Source organism: Streptomyces profundus, assembly GCF_020740535.1.
GTDB lineage: Bacteria > Actinomycetota > Actinomycetes > Streptomycetales > Streptomycetaceae > Streptomyces > Streptomyces profundus.
Genome location: NZ_CP082362.1, coordinates 6,582,169 through 6,603,352, shown reverse-complemented (window position 1 = coordinate 6,603,352; position 21,184 = coordinate 6,582,169). Strand labels below are relative to the sequence as shown.

At 73.7% G+C, this 21,184-nt stretch carries 9 protein-coding genes; all 9 read right to left on the bottom strand.

The window, feature by feature from the left end; translation table 11 throughout:
- Positions 1-9 precede the first annotated feature (9 nt).
- The 9 genes from K4G22_RS27705 to K4G22_RS27665 are packed head-to-tail and all read right to left on the bottom strand — an operon-like array spanning position 10 to position 20,390.
- Complete coding sequence (locus K4G22_RS27705; RefSeq protein ID WP_228083197.1) at positions 10-10,119, bottom strand: non-ribosomal peptide synthetase; 10,110 nt, start codon at positions 10,117-10,119, stop codon at positions 10-12.
- The gene (locus K4G22_RS27700) at positions 10,106-11,332 is read right to left on the bottom strand and encodes an MFS transporter (RefSeq protein WP_228083196.1); all 1,227 of its coding nucleotides are present in this window, start codon (positions 11,330-11,332) and stop codon (positions 10,106-10,108) included. Before K4G22_RS27700 ends, K4G22_RS27705 begins: the two co-directional genes overlap by 14 nt.
- Positions 11,329-11,832: a pyridoxamine 5'-phosphate oxidase family protein gene (locus K4G22_RS27695; RefSeq protein WP_228083195.1), complete on the bottom strand. Its 504-nt coding sequence runs from the start codon at positions 11,830-11,832 to the stop codon at positions 11,329-11,331. The genes K4G22_RS27700 and K4G22_RS27695 overlap by 4 nt, the downstream gene beginning before the upstream one ends.
- Positions 11,829-13,067: an aminotransferase-like domain-containing protein gene (locus tag K4G22_RS27690; RefSeq protein ID WP_228083194.1), complete on the bottom strand. Its 1,239-nt coding sequence runs from the start codon at positions 13,065-13,067 to the stop codon at positions 11,829-11,831. The genes K4G22_RS27695 and K4G22_RS27690 overlap by 4 nt, the downstream gene beginning before the upstream one ends.
- A gap of 2 nt (positions 13,068-13,069) precedes the next feature.
- The gene (locus K4G22_RS27685; RefSeq protein WP_228083193.1) at positions 13,070-13,816 is read right to left on the bottom strand and encodes a class I SAM-dependent DNA methyltransferase; all 747 of its coding nucleotides are present in this window, start codon (positions 13,814-13,816) and stop codon (positions 13,070-13,072) included.
- Entirely contained in the window at positions 13,809-17,192 is a 3,384-nt protein-coding gene (locus K4G22_RS27680) for a non-ribosomal peptide synthetase (RefSeq protein WP_228083192.1), read from the bottom strand. The genes K4G22_RS27685 and K4G22_RS27680 overlap by 8 nt, the downstream gene beginning before the upstream one ends.
- The gene (locus tag K4G22_RS27675; protein WP_228083191.1) at positions 17,189-18,277 is read right to left on the bottom strand and encodes an LLM class flavin-dependent oxidoreductase; all 1,089 of its coding nucleotides are present in this window, start codon (positions 18,275-18,277) and stop codon (positions 17,189-17,191) included. Before K4G22_RS27675 ends, K4G22_RS27680 begins: the two co-directional genes overlap by 4 nt.
- Positions 18,274-19,041 carry a class II aldolase/adducin family protein gene (locus tag K4G22_RS27670; RefSeq protein WP_228083190.1) on the bottom strand — a complete coding sequence of 256 codons (768 nt, stop codon included), beginning with the start codon at positions 19,039-19,041 and terminating at the stop codon, positions 18,274-18,276. Before K4G22_RS27670 ends, K4G22_RS27675 begins: the two co-directional genes overlap by 4 nt.
- Positions 19,038-20,390, bottom strand: a complete 1,353-nt coding sequence (locus K4G22_RS27665; RefSeq protein WP_228083189.1) for an SUMF1/EgtB/PvdO family nonheme iron enzyme — start codon at positions 20,388-20,390, stop codon at positions 19,038-19,040. Before K4G22_RS27665 ends, K4G22_RS27670 begins: the two co-directional genes overlap by 4 nt.
- Positions 20,391-21,184 lie beyond the last annotated feature (794 nt).

The following is a 21,184-nucleotide window of genomic DNA, read 5'->3' as shown; positions in this document are numbered from 1 at the left end:
CGTCCCGAGTCATGGACCGGCGAGGCGGGCGGTGATGGGGGCGACGAGGTCGGGCAGCGTCTCGGGACGCAGGAGGTCGTAGTGGCCGGCGGACAGCGGGTGGACGCGCAGCCTCCCCTCGATGTGCCGATGCCAGCTGGCAGGTCCCGAGCGCGCTCCCGGCTGCTCGTCCCGCTCCGCGCTGAGGTAGACGACATCCCCGTGGAAGACGCCGGGGGTGTGCCGCCGGATCAGGGCGACATGGTGGGCGGTGACCCGGGCGATGCCGGCCAGGCGGTCCTCGTCGAGGCTGCCCAGCGCGCCGTGCCGCAGATGGAGCCGGGCCAGTTCACGGCCGTCGTCGGGCGCCGGGTCCCCCGGGCCCGGCTCGGGGGCGTAGCTGTCCAGCAGGGCGAGCAGCGGCACGTCCTCGCCCTCCTGCTGGAGCAGCACGGCCACCGCGTGGGCGACGACACCGCCGAAGGACCAGCCCAGCAGTTGGTAGGGGCCCCTCGGCTGCTCGGCGCGGACGCGGTCCCGGTACTCCCGCACCAGCGCGTCCGGATCGGCGGGCAGCGGCCCTTCGTCCTCGAAGCCGAGCGCCTGGAGCGCCAGCACCGGGACGCCCTCCGGCAGGTGCCGGGCCAGCCCGCCGTAGGACCAGCCGAGGCCGATGACCGGCGGGAGGCAGAACAGGGGGGGCCGCCCCGAGCCGGCGCGCAGCCGCAGCAGCGGGCCGAACGGGCCGCCGCCGTCCCCTTCGAGGTGCCGGGCCAGCCGGGCGACGGTGGGGGCCTGGAAGATGTCGCCGAGCGTGAGCGGGGCGCCGGCCACGCCGCGCACGCGGTGGACGAGCCGGACGGCGAGCAGGGAGTGGCCGCCGAGGGCGAAGAAGTCGTCGTCGACGCCGACCGTCGGCACGCCGAGCACCTCGGCGAAGAGGCCGCACAGCAGCTCCTCGCCCGGGGTGCGCGGGCCGGCCCGACCGGTGGCGGCGGCGCGGTCGGGGGCCGGCAACCGGTCGCGGTCCACCTTGCCGTTGGGCCGGAGCGGCAGCTTCTCCAGCGCCACCACGTCGGCCGGCAGGAAGTGGCGGGGCAGCACTCCCGCGAGCCGGCGCCGCACCTCGTCGGGGGCCGGCACGGCGGCGGGGGCGGCGGGCACCAGATAGGCGACGAGGCGCTCGTCGCGCGCGACGACGACCGCACGCGCGATCTCGGGCCAGGCGGCGAACTCGGCCTCGACCTCGCCCGGCTCCACCCGGAAGCCCCGGAGTTTGACCTGGTCGTCCGCCCGGCCCAGGAACTCCAAAGTGCCGTCCTGGCGCCAGCGGGCGCGGTCCCCGCTGCGGTAGAGCCGGCTGCCAGGGGGGCCGTAGGGGTCGGCGACAAAGCGTTCCGCGGTCAGTCCTGGACGGTTGTGATAGCCCCTGGCCAGCTGGTCCCCGGCGATGTACAACTCCCCGGGGACGCCGACCGGGACGGGTCGCAGGGCGGCGTCCAGGACGTGTGTCCTGGTGTTGGCGACCGGTCGTCCCAGGGGCGCCTGTCCGCCGTCGAGCCCGTCAGCGGTGCCCGCCCAGGAGGTGACCAGCACGGTGGTCTCGGTGGGGCCGTAGAGGTTCACCACGCGGCCGAGGGTCCCCACCAGGGCGGCCGGCAGCGCCTCGCCGCCGGCGAACACGGTCAGCCGGTCGCGTTCCGCAGAGGTGAGGAAGGGCAGCAGTCCGGCGAGGGCCGATGGCACCATCAGGGTGTGGGTGACGCCCTGTTCGCGCAGGTAGTCCGCCAGCAGGTCCATCCGGCCCGCCACCGGCTCGGGGGCCACGGACACGGTGGCGCCGCAGACGAGCGCGGCCCAGATCTCCCACACGGAGGCGTCGAAGCCGACCGGGCTGCGGGACAGCATCACCTCCCCTGGCGCCAGCGGGTGGGTGCGCCGGAGCCACGCCATCTGGTTGGCGATGCCCCGTCCGGTGACGACCACCCCCTTGGGCCGGCCGGTGGATCCCGAGGTGTGGATGAGATAGGCGGGGTGGTCGGGCCGCCAGGGGGCCGGCGTGTGCCGCGGCGGCCCGCTGGACGCGGGCGGGTCAGCCGTCGCCGCCGGCACGGCCTCCAGCACGACCACCGGCTCGACCTCGGCGAGTATCCGGGAGATCCGTTCGGCGGGCTGGTCCCGGTCGATGGGCAGATAGGCGGCGCCGCTCTTCAGGACGGCGAGCATCGCGACGACAAGCCCCGGATCGCGCGGCAGGGCGAGGCCGACGAAGCGTTCGGGTCCCGCGCCTTCGGCGGCGAGCCACCGCGCCAACGCGTCGGCGCGCTCGTTCAGTTGGGCATAGGTCAGCTCCTCGGCGCCGCAGCGGACCGCGATCGCCGACGGGGTGCGCGCGGCCTGCTCCTCGACCAGCCGGGTCAGCGAGACCTCGCCGAGCGACACCTCGGTGCTGTTCCACTCCGTCAGTCGGGCCCGGTCCTCGTCGGTGAGGATGTCGACCTCGGTGAGCCGTCGGTCCGGGGCGGAGGCGACCCGCTCCAGGAGCCGGTGCAGCGTGGCGCCGAGCCGGGTGGCGGTGCCCGGCGCGAAGAGCCGGGCGCGGTGGCCGAGCCGGCACTCGATGCCCGCCGGCCGGCCCTCGGCGGTGCGGCGTTCCACGAAGTCGAAGAGCAGGTCGAACTTGCTGCCCTCGGCGTGGACCTCCTGGAACGACGCCTGGAGGCCGGGTAGTCGGGGCGGTTCGGGGGGTTCGGCCGAGACCGAGAACATGACCCGGAAGAGCGGGTTGTGCCCGGTCTCCCGGCCCGGGTTCAGCTCCCTGACGACCAGCTCGAACGGCACGTCGGCATGGCTGAGGGCGGCGCTGTGGGTGGCCCTGGTCCGTGCCACCAGATCCCGGAAGGTGGGGTCCCCCGAGACGTCGGTGCGCAGCACCAGGGTGTTGACGAAGAAGCCCACCGCGTCGTCCAGCGCACCGGGGTCGCGTCCGGCGACCGCGGTGCCCAGCACGATGTCGGTGCCCGAACCGAGCCGGCTGAGCAGGGCGGCGACGGCGGCGTGCAACACCGTGGAGAGCGGCGCCCCGCAGGCTCTGGCCAGCCGCGCCAGCCCCGCGTGCGCCTCGGGGCCGCAGCGCACCGTGAGATGGCCGTCCTCGGCCGGGGCCGCGGAATCCGTGGGGGCGGTCCCGTGGCGCTCCCCCGGCAGCGGCTGCCAGGTTGGCAGATCGGCCAGGGCCGCACGCCAGTAGGCGAGTTGACGGCCGATCAGGCTGTCGGGGTCAGCGTGGCCAGCGACCAGTTCCCGCTGCCACAGGGCACAGTCGGCATAGCTCACCACCAGCGGCTCCCAGCCGGGTGCGGCCCCACGGCAGCGGGCCGCGTACGCCTCGGCGAGATCGCGCCAGAGCGGTGCCAACGACCAGCCGTCCACCGCGATGTGGTGGACGACCAGCGAGAGCACGTGCTCGGCGGGGCCCAGGCGGTACAGCACGGCACGCAGCGGCGCCCCGGTCTCCAGGTCGAACCGGTGGGTGCGGTCGGTGTCCAGCCGCGCGGGCAGCTCCGCCTCGGCGATGTCGGCGATGGCGAGGTCCGGCGGCTCGTCAGGGGCGAGGACACGCTGGACGGGGGCGCCGAGGTGCTCGGGGAGGACGGTCCGCAGCGTCTCGTGGCGGGCGGTCAGGTCGACCAGCGCCGCGCGCAACGCCGGCACGTCCAACTCGCCCCGCAGCCGTAGCGCGAAGGGGATGTTGTAGGCGACGCTCCCGCCGTCCAACCGGTGGAGGAACCACAGCCGTTCCTGCGCCGGGGACAGCGGCAGCCTGGCCGGCCTGGCCCTGGGGCCGAGCGGGGGGCGTCGTCGGCCCTCGACGGTCGCGTCGAGCAGCGGGCGCAACTGGGCCACGGTCGGCCCCGCGAACACGTCGTGGGCGGTGAGCTGGACGCCGAGCTCCTCGCGCACCCGCGCCACCAGCCGCATCACCAGCAGCGAGCTCCCGCCGAGACCGAAGAAGTCACCGTGCGCCGGCACGGACGGCAGGCCCAGCACCTCGGCGAAGAGGCGGGCGAGGACGCGCTCGGCGTGGCTGGTGGCCCGGTCGTCGTCCTGGCCTTCGGTGGCTGAGGCGGCGGGCGGGGTCGGCAGCAGGGCTCGGCGTACCGCGCCGTCGCCGGTCAGCGGAAGGCGGCCGAGCACCATCACGCCGACCGGCGCGAAGGGCTCCGGCAGCGCGCGCCGCACCCACCGCACCAGTTCGTCGGGGTCGAGCTGCTGGCCCGCGCGGGCCACCACGGCGGCGACCATCCGACGTTCCCCGTCCGCCAGTTCGCGCACCATGGCGGCGGCCTGCGCCACGCCCGGGTGCTCGGCCAGGGCCGCCTCGGCCTCGGCCGGGCGCGGCCTCGGCCCCCGGCGGGGTCCGAACCCGTCGGCCTGGCCGCGGAGTTCGAGCACCCCGTCGAGACGGTGTCGGGCCAGCACGCCGGGACGGTACATGCGGCTGCCCGGATCGCCGCACGGGTTGGCCACCCAACGGGTCGCGGTCCCGGCCCGATCGTCGGCGAGACCACGGGCCAGCCCCTCGCCCGCCAGATACAGCTCTCCCGTCACCCCGGGCGGGACCGGGCGCAGCGTCCCGTCCAGCACATAGGCGTGGACCCCCGCCTCGGGGCGGCCGGCCGGCAGCGGCCCCGGGGCCTGGCCCGACCTGGGCACCGGGTGGGTCAGGGCGAATCCGACATGACCGCCCCAGCCGGTGGTGTGCACGATCCTGGTGGCGGGGCAGTGCTCCCGAAGCCGCTCGACCACGGCCGCCGGGACGGTGTCGCCGCCGGTTCTGAGCTCGCGCGGCCCGGCCAGCCGCGCGGGCCGCTCGGCGACGAAGCGCGGGAACAGCCCCGCGGGCAGCCAGAGATGGGTGAGCGCCGCATCGTCCGGGAGTGCGTCCTGCTCGATGCCGCCCGGCGGCGCGAGCAGCACCCGGCCGCCGGTGAGCAGCGGCTCCCACAGCTCGTGCGGCGCGGCGGCGGAGCCGGGCGGGGCGTGCAGCAGATAGCCGCGCCGGGTGGGCGGCGTGGCGTCGGGCGTGGCCGACGCGAGCCGGGCGAGGTTGCGGTGGGTGACGGCGACGGCGGGCCCGGTGCCGAAGCCGTCGACCGGGGGCGTCAGACAGGCCAACTGGTCGAGGTGCACGGGGGGTTGGGGCGGTGTGGGCCGGGTGTCGCCCTGCTGCTCGACCATCCGCACCGGCAGCCGGGTCTCCCCCGCCGGGATCTCGCCATCGGTGAGGAGGAGAACGCAGCCCAGCCGCTCCGCCGGGTCGCCGGAGTCGGCGGCCGGGTCGAGCAGCGCGTAGGCGGCGCCGGCCTTCAGCACCGCCAGGGCCGCGACGACGGCGGTGTCCTGGCGGGCGCACCGGATCGCGACGCGCTGCTCGGCGCGCACCCCGTCGGCGAGCAGGGCGCTGGCGAGCGCGTCGGTGCGCCGGTCGAGTTCGGCGTAGCGGATGAGTTCCTCGCCCCGGGCGAGGGCCACCGCCGTGGGGGTGCGCGCCGCCTGGGCGCGGAACAGCTCGGGGACCGTTCGCGGCGTGGGCCGGGGGGCGGCGTGGTGGTCCTCGTTCCAGGCCCGCAGGACGCGGTGGCGTTCCTCGGCGTCGAGGAGGTCGATGTCCCCGATCCGCCGCCCCGGGTCGGCGGCCACCGCGCGCAGCAGGCGTGTCAGCCTGCGGGTGAGGCCCACCACGGTGTCGCGGTCGAACAGGTCGGTGCTGAACTCCACTTCGCCGAGCAGCCCGCCCGGATCGGCGCCGTCGGGGCCCTCCGTCGCCGCCTCGCCGAACTGGAAGGCGAGGTCGAACTTGGCGATCCGGTGCTCCAGCGGTTCGCGCTCCACCCGCAGCCCGCTCAGCCCGAACGGGGCCACCGCCTCGGCGCTCCGGAAGACGAGGAGCACCTGGAAGAGTGGGTTGTGGGAGAGCGAACGGGTGGGGTTCAGCCGGTCGACCAGTTCCTCGAACGGCAGGTCCTGGTGGTCGAAGGCGGCGAGGTCCGTCTCCCTGACCCGGGCCAGCAGCTCGCGGAAGGTGGGCTCCCCCGAGGTGTCGGTGCGCAGCGCCAGGGTGTTGACGAAGAACCCGACCAGCTCGTGCAGCGCCGCGTCGGGGCGACCGGCCACCGGGGTTCCGATGGGGATGTCGGTGCCCGCCCCGTGCCGGGTGAGGAGCGCCGCGAGGGCGGCCTGGAGGACCATGAACACGGTGGCGTGTTGGTCCCGGGCGAGCGCGGCCAGCGCGCGCCGCAGCGCGGGGTCGAGGCGGAAGGTCACCACCTCGCCGACGAAGCGGGACTCGGCGGGCGGGCGCCGGTCCCAGGGCAGTTCGAGACGCTCCGGCAGGTCGGCCAACCGCTCCGTCCAGTAGGCCAGTTGACGGGCGCGGAGGCTCCCCTGGCCGTCCTGGGACCCGAGCACATCCCGCTGCCAGATCGCGTAGTCGGCGTACTGGACGGGCAACGGTCCCCACGAGGGTGACCGGCCCGCGCGGCGTTCCCGGTAGGCGTGGGCGAGGTCGCGCCAGAGCGGTCCGGCCGACCAGCCGTCGCCCGCGATATGGTGCGCGGTCCACACCAGGACATGCTCCTCGGGCCCGAGGGCGAGGAGGTCGACGCGCACCGGGATCCCAGAGCTCAGGTCGAAGGTGTGCCGTTCGCAGTCGGTGAGACGGGCCGCGAGCCGGTCCGCCGGCAGTGCCTCGACGCGCAGCCGGGGGGCGCACTCCTCGGCGTCCAGCACCCGTTGGTGGGGGACGCCCTCGTGCTCCAGGAAGACCGTGCGGAGGATGTCGTGCCGGCGCAGCACGTCGCCGACGGCTGCCTCCAGCGCCTGGACGTCGAGCGGTCCGCGCAGGCGCCAGGGGTAGCACTGGTTGTAGCCGGTGCGTGAGCCCTCCATCTGGTGGAGGAACCACAGGGCCCGTTGGCCGCCGGAGAGCGGCACCCGCTCGGGGCGGGCCATGGGGCGGACGGGTGGACGTCCGCCGTGCGGGGCGAGGAAGGGGGCCAACTCGGCGGCCGTGGGGGCGTCGAAGAGCATCCGGACGGTCATCCGCAGGCCCAGCGCGGAGCGGATCCTGGCGGCGAGTCGGGTGGCGAGCAGGGAGTGCCCGCCGAGGGCGAAGAAGTCGTCGTCGACGCCGACCGTCGGCACGCCGAGCACCTCGGCGAAGAGGTCGCGCAGGATCTCCTCCCGCAGCGTGCCGGGCGGGCGGCGCGGCGCCGCCCGCCGTGGCCCGGCGGGCAGGGGCAGGGCCCGCCGGTCGACCTTGCCGTTGGGGGTGAGCGGCAGCCGGTCGAGCAGGACGAACTCCGCGGGGAGCATGGGGCGGGGCAGCAAGGTCCGGGCGGCGGCCCGCAGTTCCTCGACGGTCGGGGTGGCGCCGGCCGCCGGCACCACCCAGGCGCAAAGGCGCGGTTCCCGGCCGCCGCCGACGGGCTGGGCGTGTGCGGCGGCGACGCCCGGCAGGGCACGCAGCGCCGCCGCGACCTCGCCGGGTTCGACGCGGTGGCCGAGGATCTTGACCTGATCGTCGACCCGGCCGAGGAACTCCAACATCCCGTCCGCCCGCGCCCTGACCCGGTCCCCCGTCCGGTAGTGACGTGTTCCGTCCGGCCCACGGCGGAACGCGGCCTCGGTGCCCGCGCGCTCCCCGAGGTAGCCCCGGGCGAGGGTGGGCCCGGCGATCCACAGCTCGCCCGACATCCCGCCTGGCAGCGTCCTGCCCTCGGGGTCGGTGACCCGGCAGACCACGCCGGCCAGCGGGCGGCCCAACGGCACGCCGCCGTGCCGGCGTTCCTCCGGGATCGCGTCCACATCGCAGGTGAGCACGGAGACGGTGGTCTCGGTGGGCCCGTAGGAGGTCTGCACCGCCAGCCCGGGGGCGGCTCGGCGGATGCGGCGGACCAGGTCCCAGGAGCACGCCTCGCCGCCGAGGATCAGCAGACGACGCGGCAGCAGGGTGGCGAGCTCGGCATCGGCGGCCAGCATCTCCAGTTGGCTGGGCACCATCTTGATCGCGTCCACCTGATGCTCGCCGAGGTAGCGGGCGAAGCGCCGCGGGTCGACGGCGGTCTCGGCGTCCAGCAGATGGAGGACCCGGCCGGTGGTGAGGGCGCCGAGGACGGCGGTGAGGCCGAGGTCGGCCGCCGGGGTGGAGACGAGGGCGAAGGAGCGGACGCCGGGCACGGCGGCGTCCAACTCGGGGAAGAGAGCGCCGAGATAGTGGGTGATCTGCCGGTGCTCCACGGCGACGCCCTTGGGCTGCCCGGTGGAGCCCGAGGTGAAGATGGTGTAGGCGAGGGAGCCGGGGTCCACATCGGGCTCGGGCTCGGTGCCGGCCGGCCAGTCGGCGACCTCGTCCAGCAGCAGCACCCGGGGCCCGTCCACGGGGAGGCGGGGCGCCAACTCCCCGGTGGTGAGCACCGCCTGGGCGCCGGAGGCGGCCAGCAGCGCCCGGAGCCGTGCGGCGGGGAGGGTCTCCTCCAGCGGCAGGTAGCAGCCGCCGGACCGCAGCACCCCGAGCAGGGCCGTGGCGAGCGCGGTGCGGCGGTCGCAGAGCACCGCCACCGGCTGGTCGGGCACGACGCCGACGGCGCGCAGCCGCGCGGCCACCCGCCCGGCGAGCTCGCCGAGTCGGCCGTAGCTCAGCGCCCCGTCGGGTCCGACGACGGCCGGCGCGTCCGGGGTCCGGGCGACCGACCGTTCGACGAGGGCGTGCAGCGGCCCGGTCGCCACCTCGCGGTGCGGCCCGACGGCGGCGGGCCCGGGTTCCGGGCCGAGGGGCAGTTCGAGCACCGGGCGGTCGGCGGTCGCGGTGAGGCCGGCCAGCAGGGCGAGGTACCAGTCCCGCCAGCGCTGCGCGGTGTCCGCCTCGAAGAGGTCGGCGCGGTAGGCGAACCGGCAGCGGATCGCTCGGCGTTCCTCGACGAGGTGCAGGGTGAGGTCGAACTTGGTGGTGCCGTTCTGGACTTCGTCGACCCGGCAGCTGACCCCGGGGCCCCAGTCGGTGGCCGGCGCGGCGGCCGTGTGGTTCACCATGACCTGGATCAGCGGCGTGCCGCCCGGGCTCCGCTCCGGGCGCAGCCGCTGGACGACCTGTTCGAACGGCACCTGGGCGTGGTCCAGGGCACGCAGCACGGCGGCGCGGACCCGGCCCGTCAGCTCACGCCCGGAGAGCGAGCCGTCGAACGCGGTGCGCACCACCACGGTGTTGACGAAGCTGCCGACGGTCTCCTCGAAGTCGGGGTGGTCCCGTCCCGAGACCGGGATGCCGACGGCGATGTCCTCGCCGCCGCCGACCCGGGCGAGCAGGGCCTGAAGGCCCGCGCAGAGCACGGTGAACGGGGTGGTCCTGGCGGCGACGGCGAACCGTCGCACGGCCGTGGTCAGTTCGGCGGGCAGTTCGAAGGCGAGGGAGTCACCGGCCGGGCCGGCGACCGGATCGCGCGGCCGGTCCACGGGCAGCGCCGACGGTGCCGCCAGGCCCGCCAGTTCGTCGGCCCACCAGTCGAGGCCGGCCGTGTGGTCCTGCTTCCGTTCCCAGGCCACGAAGTCGGCATAGCGGGCCCTGGGGGCGGGCGGCGCGGGGCCGGTGCCGAGCAACGCGCGGTAACGGGCGGCGAGTTCGGCGGTCAGCAGCCCGAAGGACCACGCGTCCATGGCGATGTGGTGGAAGGTGAGGACCAGCAGCCACTCGCCGTCGGCGACCCGGTGCGATGCCACCCGCAGGGGTGGCTCGGTCCGCAGGTCGAACGGTCGCCGGGCCTCGGCGGCCAGCGCCTCGGGCGTCGGCGCCCCGGCCACGGGGACCGACGCGGCGAACGGCACCTGGTCGACCGGCACCGAGCGCGGCTCCCCCTCGGTGTCGTCGACGACGCTACGGAGCACCTCATGGGCGGCGATCACCTCGCGCACGGCCGTCAACAGCGCGGCCTCGTCGAGCGCGCCGGCCAGCCGCAGCAGATACGTCTGGTTGTACGCCGGACTGTCCGCGTCGTACTGCGCGGCGAACCACATCCTCGACTGCGCCGAGGAGAGCGGTCGAGGTCCGTCGCCCACCAGGTCGCTCGCATCAGCCGCTGACACTGACCGGTCCCTCCTTGGGCGTGCGGAGTTTGCGTCCCGCCACCACGGCGGGGACCACCAGGGACACGGTCAGCGCCGCCGACAGGTACATCCCGCCCCGCGTCCCGAGCAGCGCGACGAGGGGCGCGCCGCAGAGCACCCCCAGCGGGCCCGCCAGGTTGTATCCGGAGCTCCAGAACGTGAGGACGGGCTGCTGGTCGCCCTCGGGCACCCGGCTCTGGATCAGGGTGTACATCACCGGCACGAACGGGGCCCAGACCAGGCCGCCGAACGCGATGGCGACAAAGGCCACCGGGATCTGCTGGGCGGTGGCGAGCAGGCCGAGGGAGAGCCCGAAGCTCACGATCAGCCAGGTCAACACCTGTGCGGGCGGGTACTTGCGGAGGTAGGCCGCGCTGATCGAGCCCACCACGGCGCCGACGCCGAGCGAGGTCATCAGGAACCCGTACGCCGCCTCGCTCCCCCCCAGGTCCTGGCGGACGAAGAGCGGCAGGATGACCTCGACCGGCCCCCACAGGAGGTTGAAGCAGAAGGCCACGAAGAACAGCGGCCAGAGGCCGGCCGTCCGGCGCAGGATCTCCCAGCCCGACTGGACCCGCCCGCCGGCGGGGGCGGTTCGCTCCGGCGTCGGAAGGCCGATCAGCGAGCCGGCGAGCAGCAGGAACGACATCCCGGCCAGCAGCATCGGCAGCCATGAGCCGGTCATCACCACCAGGATGCCGGCGACGCTGGGCCCGAGGATGTAGACGGCCGTGCTGTCGTTGGTGCCCAGCACGCTGTTGACGGCCAGCCGGTCCTTCTGGTCCATCATCGAGGTGGCCAGCAGTCGCCGCGAGGCGCCGGCGATCGGCCGCAGGACGGACCCGAAGAGCATGGCGAAGAAGAGCGGCCACAGGGTCAGCACCTCGCGCAGCGCCAGCACCGAGAGGGTGGTCAACACCGTGGACCGCACCAGGCAGTCGATGGCGATGACCTTCTTCGGATCGGGCCGGTAGCGGCTCAGCCCGACGCGAAGACCGATGGGGAGGGAGAGCAGGGTCGGCGCGGCGAGCACCAGCGACACGGCCAGGGCCTCGCTCAGCGGCCCGTGGATGTCCAGCGCCAGCAGCGGGAGCGCGACCAACAGCATGCCGTCGCCCAGCTTGGAGGCGAAGTCACCGAAGAGCAGCAGACTCAGCCTGCGGTGCCTGAGCACCGACCGGTAGGGGTTCAATGGGGTACCTCTCCATCCCGGTTCTCGGGATCGGGCAGGGACGGGTGGAACGACATGTCGTGCAGGCTCATCACGTCCGGCGCCAACCGCGCCAGCCGCAAGCCGCGCGCCTCGGTGTCCCCGGCCAGCGAGAAGCGGGGATCCCACCGCGTCTCGTCGGGCCCGAGGTAGCGGACCAGCTTGCGCCGGGCCAGGTGCACGTCGAACGGCTCCACCGTGCCCGTCCCCCGGGCCCTGACCTGCCGGACGGTCCCGGTGTGGACGTCGCAGACGTCGACCACCAGGTTGAAGTCGGGGGTGCGCGGGAGTTGGCCGAGCAGCCGGGACCACGGGCCGATGAACACCCAGAAGGCGCTTCGTTCCCACAGGTACCAGACCGGCCGCACCACGGGGCCCGGGCTGGCGACCCGGGCGACCAGCGGCTCGGCCAGCATGCTCTCGGCGTCGAAGGGCGCGTCGGCGGGGAACGTGATGCGCCCGTCGGCTGCCTTCACGATCATCCGCCGCCCCCTTCGGACGGCCCGTCGGCCGCCGCCCCGCGCAGCGCCAGGGCCAGCCGGCGAGCGGCCTCGTCGGCCAGCTCGGGCGGCAGGCCCGAGAAGGCCAGCCGCGCGGTCGAGGGGTCGGGGCGCGAGGGGTAGAAGCCGTCCCCGGGAACGTAGGAGACACCGTGTCGGAGCGCCTCGGGCAGCAGCCGGGAGCTGTCCACACCGGGGCCGAAGCTGGTCCAGAGGAAGAAACCGCCCTCGGGCAGCCGGAACCGGGCGTCCGGCAGATGGCGGCCGAGCGCGGACGCCAGGGCGTCGCGGCGCTCGCGGTAGAGCGCCCGGAGGACGGCCAGCCGCTTCTCCAGGAAGCCGTCGCCGGTGACCAGATCGAGGACCAGGGCCTGCAACAGCTCCGAGTTGCCCAGGTCGGCGGCCTGCCTGACCAGCCGGATCGCGGACAACACCGGGGCGGGCCCGGTCAGATGGCCTATTCGGCAGCCGGGAAAGAGGGACTTGGAGAAGCTGCCCAGATGCACGGTGCGATCGGTCAGCCGGGCCAGCGCGGGGAGCCCCGGCGGCTCGTCGCCGAGGTGGATCGCCCGGTAGGGGTCGTCCTCGACGAGCAGGAACCCGTACCGTTCGGCCAGTTCGGCCAGCAGCCGGCGCTGACGGGCGGTCAGTACCGCGCCGGTGGGGTTGGCGTAGTTGGGCACGGCGTACAGCAGCCGGGGGCGGAGCCCGGCGGCGAGGGCCACGGTCAGCTCGACGAGTTCGGGGTCGTCGGCGAGCGGGATGGCCCGGATGTCGGCCTGGAAGAGCCGGAAGACCTGGAGGGCGCCCAGATAGCTGGGCCGGTCCACGACCACCACCTGGCCCGGGTCGAGCAGCGCCTTGCAGACCAGGTCGATGCCCTGCTGCGAGCCATGGGTGATCACCACGTCCGCGGGATCGTGACGTAACCCCAGCTCGTCGCGGAGCTGTTCGGCGATCCAGGCGCGCAGCGGGGGCAGGCCGAGGGTGTCCCCGTACTGGAGCCCGGGCAGCTCCCCCGCCAGCGCACGCGCCAGGAACGGCCTGGCCTCGGGGCAGGACATGCCCTCGTTCGCCGGCAGGCCGCCGGCGAGGGAGATGACGTCGGAGCGATCGCCAAGGCGCAGGACGGCGCCGATCGCGGACGGCGCGACCCCGGCCATCCGCGCGGCGAGGACGGGGAGTTGGGCCGTGGCCTCCGAAGGCTGAGGGGCCATGGCTAGGCCGCCCCCGCGCGGTAGACGGAGATATGCCGCCCGGTGCCGTTGAACGCGCCGCCGGCCCAGCCGGACTGGCGGGAGACCGGGGTGAGCCCGGCCAGGGCGGCCATCAGATCCAGTTCGGACGGCCATATGTAGCGGAAGGAGATGGGGACCAGCCGGGTCCGCCGCTCGTCCATCACGATCTGCTGCCGGTCGACGCGCTGCGCCAGCGGGTCGTGCAGGGACAGGAAGAACGCGGCCTCGCCGGCGTCGACCTGGAAGGCGTCCACATACTGCCGTTCGTTCATCCGACGGTAGGGCGGACAGCCCAGCTCCAGGACGAAGTGCCCGCCGGGCCTGAGGTGGGAGGCGACGGCCCGGAAGCACCGCACCTGGTCCTCCTGGCTACGCAGGAAGTAGAAGGTGCTGCACAGGGCGTAGACGAGGTCGAAGGCCCGGTCGTCGCCGAGGCCGGCGAGGTCCAGGAAGTCGCCCTGGAGCGGTTCGACGGCGTCGCCTGCCGGCTTCTTCGCCATCTCGGAGAGCATCGCCGCCGAGGAGTCGATGCCGGCGACCCGCAGGCCGGCGCGTGCCAGGGGGATGGCGACCCGCCCGGTGCCCACGCCGAGTTCGAGGGCGTCGCCCTCGGGGACGAGCGAGGTCAGGAACGCCACGGCGGGCTCGGGCGGTTCCCCGCCGCCCATCAGCACGTCGTACTCGGCCGCGGCCCGGTCGCCGTAGGTGGAGATCCCGTAGTCATGCATGGCTGGCCGCCTCCCGATCGGTTCCGGCCTCGCCGGACGTGTGCACGGCCGCGACACGGGCCGCGAAGTCGGCGAAGTCCTCGCTGTCGAAAAGTTCGCGCACGGGTATCCAGACTCCCAACTCTTGCTTGATCCGGGCGAGGACGCGGGCCGCCTCAAGCGACGCTCCACCGAGCAGGACGAAGTTGTCCTCGTCGGCCGGTGGCCCCGTCTCCAGCACCGTCGACCACGCCTTCTCGACGACGGTCCTGAGCTGTTCCGGCACGGGCACCCGGGCCGTCGAGGCCCCGGTCGCCGGCGTGCCCCGCGCGGCGGGGACCCGCGGCGGTGGGGGGAAGGGCGCGTGCGGCTCCCGGACGAGCAGCAGGGCGTGGCGCTCGACGTCCTGGACGAACGCGGCGGCGCTCTCCCCGGTCAGGCGCCGGTGGTCGTACTCCAGCCGCCCGATCCAACCGTCGGCCGTCTCGTTCCACATCATCGCCAGCCGGAACTTGGGCGCCCGGCTCGGCAGCCACTCGGTGCGCCAGCGGACGCCGTCGGAGGTGACACGGGCCTTGGGGAGCCGGTTCACCTCGAACAGGAACTGTCCGTAAGGGGTTTCGCCGCCGGTGCGGTCCGGGCGCAGCGCCCTGACCACCTCGGCGTAGGGCACGGCGGCGTGCGCCATTCCGGCGTGGAGCGTCTCCGTGGTGTCCCGGAGCGCGGCCCGCGCGGTGGTCGGGCCGCCGAGGCGGACCGGGAGCGGGATCATGCTCAGATACGGTCCGACGGTGCCCTCCTCCGCGGGGCGGCGCAGCGAGACGGGGATCAGCAGGACGGGGTCCGTCTCCTGGTCGTGTTCGCGCAGCGCGGTGGCGAAGGCGACGGCGCCCAGGGCGAACACGGTGGCGCCGGCCCCGGCCGCGGCCCGCCCCATGCCGGCGACCAGTTCGTCGGACAGCGTCCAGGTCAGCACGCCCAGCGGGTCGGCCCCCTCCGGGGCCGGCGCGGTCGCGGCGAACGCCGGGCTGGACGCCGGCAGGCCGGCAAGCGTCTCGCGCCAGTGCGCGACGGCCGCGGCCGGTTCTGGGCCGGCGAGGACGCGGCGTTCCCTGGCCAGATAGGAGTGGTAGCCCACCGGCCCTGCCGGCTCGTCCACCGCACGGGCGCGACGGGCACGGTCGTAGCCGGCGGTCAGCTCGTCGAGCAGCGCGGGGACCGAGCCGCCGTCCCAGAGCAGATGGTGCACCACGAGGACCAGCACGTGCTCGGTGGGGGTGTGCCGCCGCAGCAGCAGCCGGAAGAGGGGGCCTTGGAAGAGGTCGAACGGGCGGGCGAGCTCGGCGTCGCCCGTGCCGTCCGCGTCCACGACGGGCAGCACCACGCAGGCGGTGGGACGCACCAGCAGCCGGGGCTCGGGCTCGTCGGGGGTCAGGGCGGTGCGGAGCAGTTCCTGCCGGTCGACCAGCCGGGCCAGGGCCGACTGGAGCGCGCCGAGGTCCAACGCGCCGTCGAGGTGGATCTCCAGGGTCTCCAGATACGCGGTCCCGGTGGGGTCGTCCCGCTCCTCCAGCCAGATGCCCCGCTGGATTCCGGAGAGCGACAGCGTGGCGCGCCGCGTCGCCTGATCCGCCGCGTCGGCCGGCGCTTCGTCGGTGGCCCGTTCGCCGGCTGGCCCCTCGTCGCCGGTGACGACCAGCTCGGCGATCTCCCGGACCGTCCGCGCGGTGTACAGCTCCGGCAGCTCCCCGACCGAAGCCCGTCCGAACGCGTCCCGCAGGGCGGTTCGCAGGCGCGCGAGCCCCAGGGAGTCGCCGCCCAGGGCGAAGAAATCGTCGAGGACGCCGACCTCGGGACGGCCCAGCACCTCGCCGAAGAGCCGCCGCACCCGTTCCTCCACCGCGTCCCGGCCCGTGATGTGCGGGTCCGTCAACTCCTCGGCGTCGCCCGGGCCCGGCAGCGCGGACCGGTCGAGCTTTCCGCTGACCAGAGTGGGTGGGGCGGTCAGCGGATAGAACCGGGTGGGCACCGCGTGGCGGGGCAGCCGGCCGGCGAGCGAGGCCCGAAGCTCGTGCGGTGCGGGCGCCGCCCCTTCGGCGCGACCGACATAGGCGAGGAGCTCGGCGGTTCCGGCCAGCTCCCCGACGGTGGCCGCGGCCCAGTCGACGCCCGGGTGCGCCAACAGCGCGGCCTCCACGGCGCCGAGGTCCACGCGGGCACCGCCCACCTTGGGATCGGCGCCGGCGCGCGCCACATAGGCCAGTTCGCCGGTCGGCGTCTCCCGCACCAGATCGCCGGTGCGGTACATCCGGCCCTCGCCGTCCCGGAACGGGTCGGGCGGGAAACGTTCGGCGGTGAGCCGTGGGTTGCCGACATAGCCGTGTGCCAGGCCGACGCCGCCGATGTGCAGCTCCCCGGTCTCGCCCGGCGCCACCGGCCGGCCGTCCCCGTCCAGCACGTAGGCGGTGGTGTTCGCGATGGGGCGGCCGATCGGGGGGAGCCCCGAGCCGTCCCGGCTCAGCGTCGAGGTGAGCCGGGCCCCTGACGTCTCGGTGGCACCGTAGGAGTTGACCACGGTGAACGGCACCCGCCCCGGCCAGCGCCGCAGTTGCTCGCCGCCGAGCACCATCAGCCGCAGCGCGCAGCGCTCCGGCCAGGGCAGCCCGAGGGCGCGTTCGCCCAGCCCGGTGACCAGGATCGTGGTGCTGGCGCGGCGTTCCAGCAGCCAGTCCCGCACCGTCTCCGGGCTCCACTCCACGCCCTGTTCGGCGATCACGACGCCGGCGCCGCAGGTCAGCTGGGGCCACAACTCCCAGCGGGAGATGGCGAAGGCGGGCGAGGAGAGCCAGGTCCCGACGTCCTCGGGGGTGAGGGAGAACGCCCGGTGGGTCCAGTCCGCCTCGTTGAGCACGCCCCGGTGGGGCACGGCCACGCCCTTGGGCGCGCCGGTCGATCCGGAGGTGAAGAAGACATAGGCGGTGCGGTCCCGGCTGCCGTCGTTCCAGGCCAGCGAGGAGGCGCCGGCCGGCTGGGCACCGGCGCCCGGCAGCGGCCTGACGGAGTCCGGCGCCTCGATCAGGGTGGCCGCGCCGCCGGCCCCAAGCAGCCGCTCCGTCCCCTCCTCCGGGAGGGCGGGGTCGACCGGGAGGCAGGCGCTCCCCGCCTTCCAGACGCCGAGCACGCACGCCACATGGTCGGCGCCGCGCGGCATCCGCACGGCGACCGGCGCCCCCGGCGCGGTGCACTCCCGCACCCGCCGGGCCACCGCGTCGGACGCGTCGTCGAGCGCGCGGTAGGTCAGCGCGGTGTCACCGTCGCGCAGCGCCGTCCGGGTCGGGAGGCGCCGGGCGACAGCGGCAAACCTGGCGTCCGTCGTCTCGGCGGCGGCTGGGCTCATGCCTGGCTGCCCGACTCCGTGGCGACCATCGGCAGCCGGGGCAGGACGCGTTCGCCGAGCAGTCGCACGGTGCGCAGCGCCTCCGAGTGACTGGTGTCGCCGTACCGGACGTGCACGCTGACCTCGGCGCCCGGGTAGCGGCGGCCCACCTCCCTGAGCTGCTCGGTGACCGCGTCCACACCGCCGGCGATCACCTTGCCGGCGGCGTGCAGGTCAGCGAAGGTCGTGGACCTGACCGCGTCCAGCATCTTCTCGTAGCCGGGATACTGGTCGGACCGCACCCCGTCCCAACTGGCGTACGCCGCCAGCTGCTTCTCCTGGTAGGCCGTGTAGTGGGCGGCGGCCCTCGCCATCGCCTCGGCGGCGTCCTCGGCCACGTAGAGGTGGTAGCTGACGTGCATCCGGGCGGATTCCAGGGAGTGCCCGGCATCGGCCCGCGCCTCCCGGTAGCGGTCCAGCAGGGCGCTCAGCCGCTCGTGACTGGCCACCAGCGGGATGATCATGAGGTGGTATCCGTGCCGGCCGGCCCACTCGAAGGACTCGGGTGAGACGGTCGCGGCGACGAAGATCGGCGGGCCCGGGCTCTGCGCCGGCCGGGGCAGCAGGGGCGGCAGCGGTCCGAAGCGGTGGAACGTCCCGTCCCAGCGGAACCGCTCCGCCGTCCACAGCTGTTCGACGGCGCGCACGCCCTCCTCGAACCGGGGCCTGCTCTGGGACAGGGGCACGTCGAACGCCTCGAACTCCGCCGGCAGGAAGGCCCTGGCGAAACCGGCGTCCAGGCGCCCGTCGGAGAGGTTGTCCAGCACCGCCAGGGAGGCCGCCTGCCGGATCGGGTGGGTGAAGGCGGGAATCACCGCCCCGGTGACCAGCCGAATCCGGCTGGTCACCGCCGAGACGGCGGAGAGAAAGGCGACCGGGTCCGGGCTGTAGCCACCCCATTCGGTGAAATAGTGCTCCACCGCCTTGACATGGCTCAGGCCCAGGTCGTCCGCCAGGACACACAACTCCAGGCATTCCCGGTAGTACTCGGCCGCGCTCGCTTCCTTTGGCCCCACGGTGGGAAGGAAGTTAAGACCTACCTTCATGGGGCCACTCCCCGCCGTGCGGAGTGCGGCTTTTCCTCGTCTGACGCCCCGAAGAGCGAAAGATAGAGATTCTCGAACTGGATTTCCGCGTACTCTGCCGAGGCCAACGTGTCGCCCGTTGCACGCGCGACCTCCTCGTCAATGAGCAGCGGAGTTCCGGCCGCCTCCGCCAACAGTTGCGACTGGGCGCATCGCTCCATGACGACAAACCACCAGATGGCCTCCTCGACGCTGCCACCTCCGGCGAGGAAACCGTGGTTGACGAGAATGAGGCCCGTGTTGTCCCCATAGGCGGCGGAGATCTCCTTGCCCTCCTCCACCTCCGAGATAAGGCCCCGGAAATTCCGGTACACGGCGTGCCGTCGGTAGATCGCACACGCGTCCTGGGTGATCGGGTCGAGGAGCCGCCCCAGCGCGGACCAGGTCTTCCCGTACATCGAGTGGGAGTGCACGAACGCCGCGAGGTCGGGCCGGGCCCGGTGCAGCTCGCCGTGGAGCGGGTGCACCGACGGGTTGAGCCGCCCCTCGCCCTGCACGATCTGCCCGTCCGGGCCGAAGAGTTGGAGGTCGGCCGCGGTGACCGCGCTGAAGTCCACGACGAACGGGTTGACCCAGTAGTGGTCCGGCAGGTCGGGGTCCCGGACGGTGATGTGGCCGGCGATTCCCTCGGTCATGCCGAGCCGGGACAGCAGCCGCAGTCCGCGCAGCAGACTCCGCTGCCGCGCCAGGCGCTCCGCCGACGGCTCCGCTTCGCTCGCACTCATGTGGTCGTCCCCTCCGCGGCGTAGACACATCTGAAACCGACCTCGTTGTGCCGGTCGGTGAGCAGGTCACGTCCCCTGTAGAACGTCGTCACACAGACCGAGGGAGAGGTCCACGTCCCGCCCTTGAGCACGTGGAACGCCTCGGGCCGGTTCATGAACTCGCTGCTGCGGCGCCCCTTGAAGAACGGGGACATGTCCTCCCGGGTGAAGAAGTTGGTGCGCGTCAACTCCCAGACGTTGCCCGCCATCTGTAGGGCACCGTAGGGGCTGGCACCGGCCGGCAGGGCATCGGCCGGCAACACCGGGTCGGGCGGCCAGTGGAGGGTGGTCCTGACCAACAGCGCCTCCAGCTCCTCCAGGTTCTTCGGGGCGGCCACCCCGTAGGCGCGGTGGATCCCGTTCACCCGCTCCTGGTCCCAGTCCTGGCCCCACGGATAGCTCCGGCCGTCCGTGCCGCGCGCCGCCTTCTCCCACTCGTCCTCGCTGGGCAGTCGCCCGCCGGCCCACTGGGCGAAGGCGTAGGCGTCGTACCAGTCGACGCCGACGACCGGCTGTTCCGGGTGGTTGAAGCGCGCCTCCCGCCAGTGCGCCGGGGTGTAGTCCTTGCCCACCGGCTCGTCCGGGTGCGCGAAGTCCCGTGCGGTGCCGACATCCTTGAGGAACTCCGCGTACCGCCGGTTGGTCACCGTGGTGCGGTCGATGTGGAAGGACGGCAGGTCGACGGCGCGCAGCGGATTGTCGGTGTCGTCCATCTGGAAGGGGCCCACCTCGCGCTTCGCCGAACCGAGCACGGCGGGACCGCCGGGGACCAGCACGACGTCCCGGAGGTCCGGGTCCCGGCGCCGGGCCGCCACCTCGGCGCGCATCCCGGCGAAGTGTTCGTCCTCCAACTCCCGCAGCCGCTCGGGGTCCTTGGTTCCGAAGAAGGCCCACAGGGCCTGTTTGGTGAACGCCGCCCCGCAGCCGACGGGCTTGCGCGCGTAGCCGGGACGGCTGAAGTTGCTGGGCCATCCGGAGATACGGATCAGATGCTCCACCGCCTCCGGCAGCTTCGCCTTCCGCACCGCCTCGATGGCGCTGAACGCGACCCAGTCGACGTCGTCGTGGGTGGCGGCGCACATCGCCTCGCGCGCCTGCGGCGAATCGACGAACCGCTCGGCCATCGCGGTGACCGCGATTCTCCGCACGTGCCAGTCGCCGTGCGAAACGGCCAGCGTCGCGAGATCGCGTGCGAGCGTGTCGGTCTCCTCGACGTCCGCCACGAACTTCTCGATCTCCCGCAGGCGGGCGTGGTAGGCGGTCTCGTCGAGGCCAGCGAGAGTTGACTCGTCCGCTAGTTCTTCCAGCATTCTCCACTCCCGGGGAAGGGCGTGGGCGCTGGCCGCATCATGCGAATGCGGCCAGCGCCACGTCAGCCAGATCGGCCAATAGAATTACCACTTGGTGGCGGTCTCGCCGGCCTCACGAGAAGCGAGGAAGTCCTGGTTCGTCATTATCTTCACCCCCCTCCGAAGATCGATTTACGATCAGGGGAAACCATGAAGCACGCATGCCAACCGGAAGAAAAGGACAGCCTGCGTCCATTTGCTCAACATCCCGGCTGCACAGCATGGGCCGCAAGCGACCCATAAGAGAGTTTGGACCAGCTGCCAGGGACGGGCAAGTACGCGAGCACGCTCGATTTGCATCTGACAATGTGACACATGTCACACCATCAGACGCATGACGCGCATGCCATTCGGGTACCGCGCGGGCAATTCCGACTGATCGATTAACGACCCCGCTCGACATTCGCGGCAATCGTTCGAAGAGCCCACGTCGAGGCAATTCACGAAGAAGGAGAGAGAAACGGTGCAGCGTGTTGACAATTTCGATCACACTGTCGCCGACGAAACGACTGGCAATGCCTCCTCCGTGGTCAATCCGGCTTATGCGGATAAGAAGGGACGGAGTACCGACCCCGTTCTGTCCCCCGTAAAACCTCGCACCGGGAGACGAGCGCGGACGGGGCGGCCTCCTCCCGGCCCTGCGGGTGGTGGCCACGCCGCCCGAGCGGGAGCGCACGCGCCCGGGCGTGCGCGCGCACGGCTGGAGCGGGCGCGCGCGGCCGGGCGAACGGTCAATGGAGGGCCGGGCCGCGAGG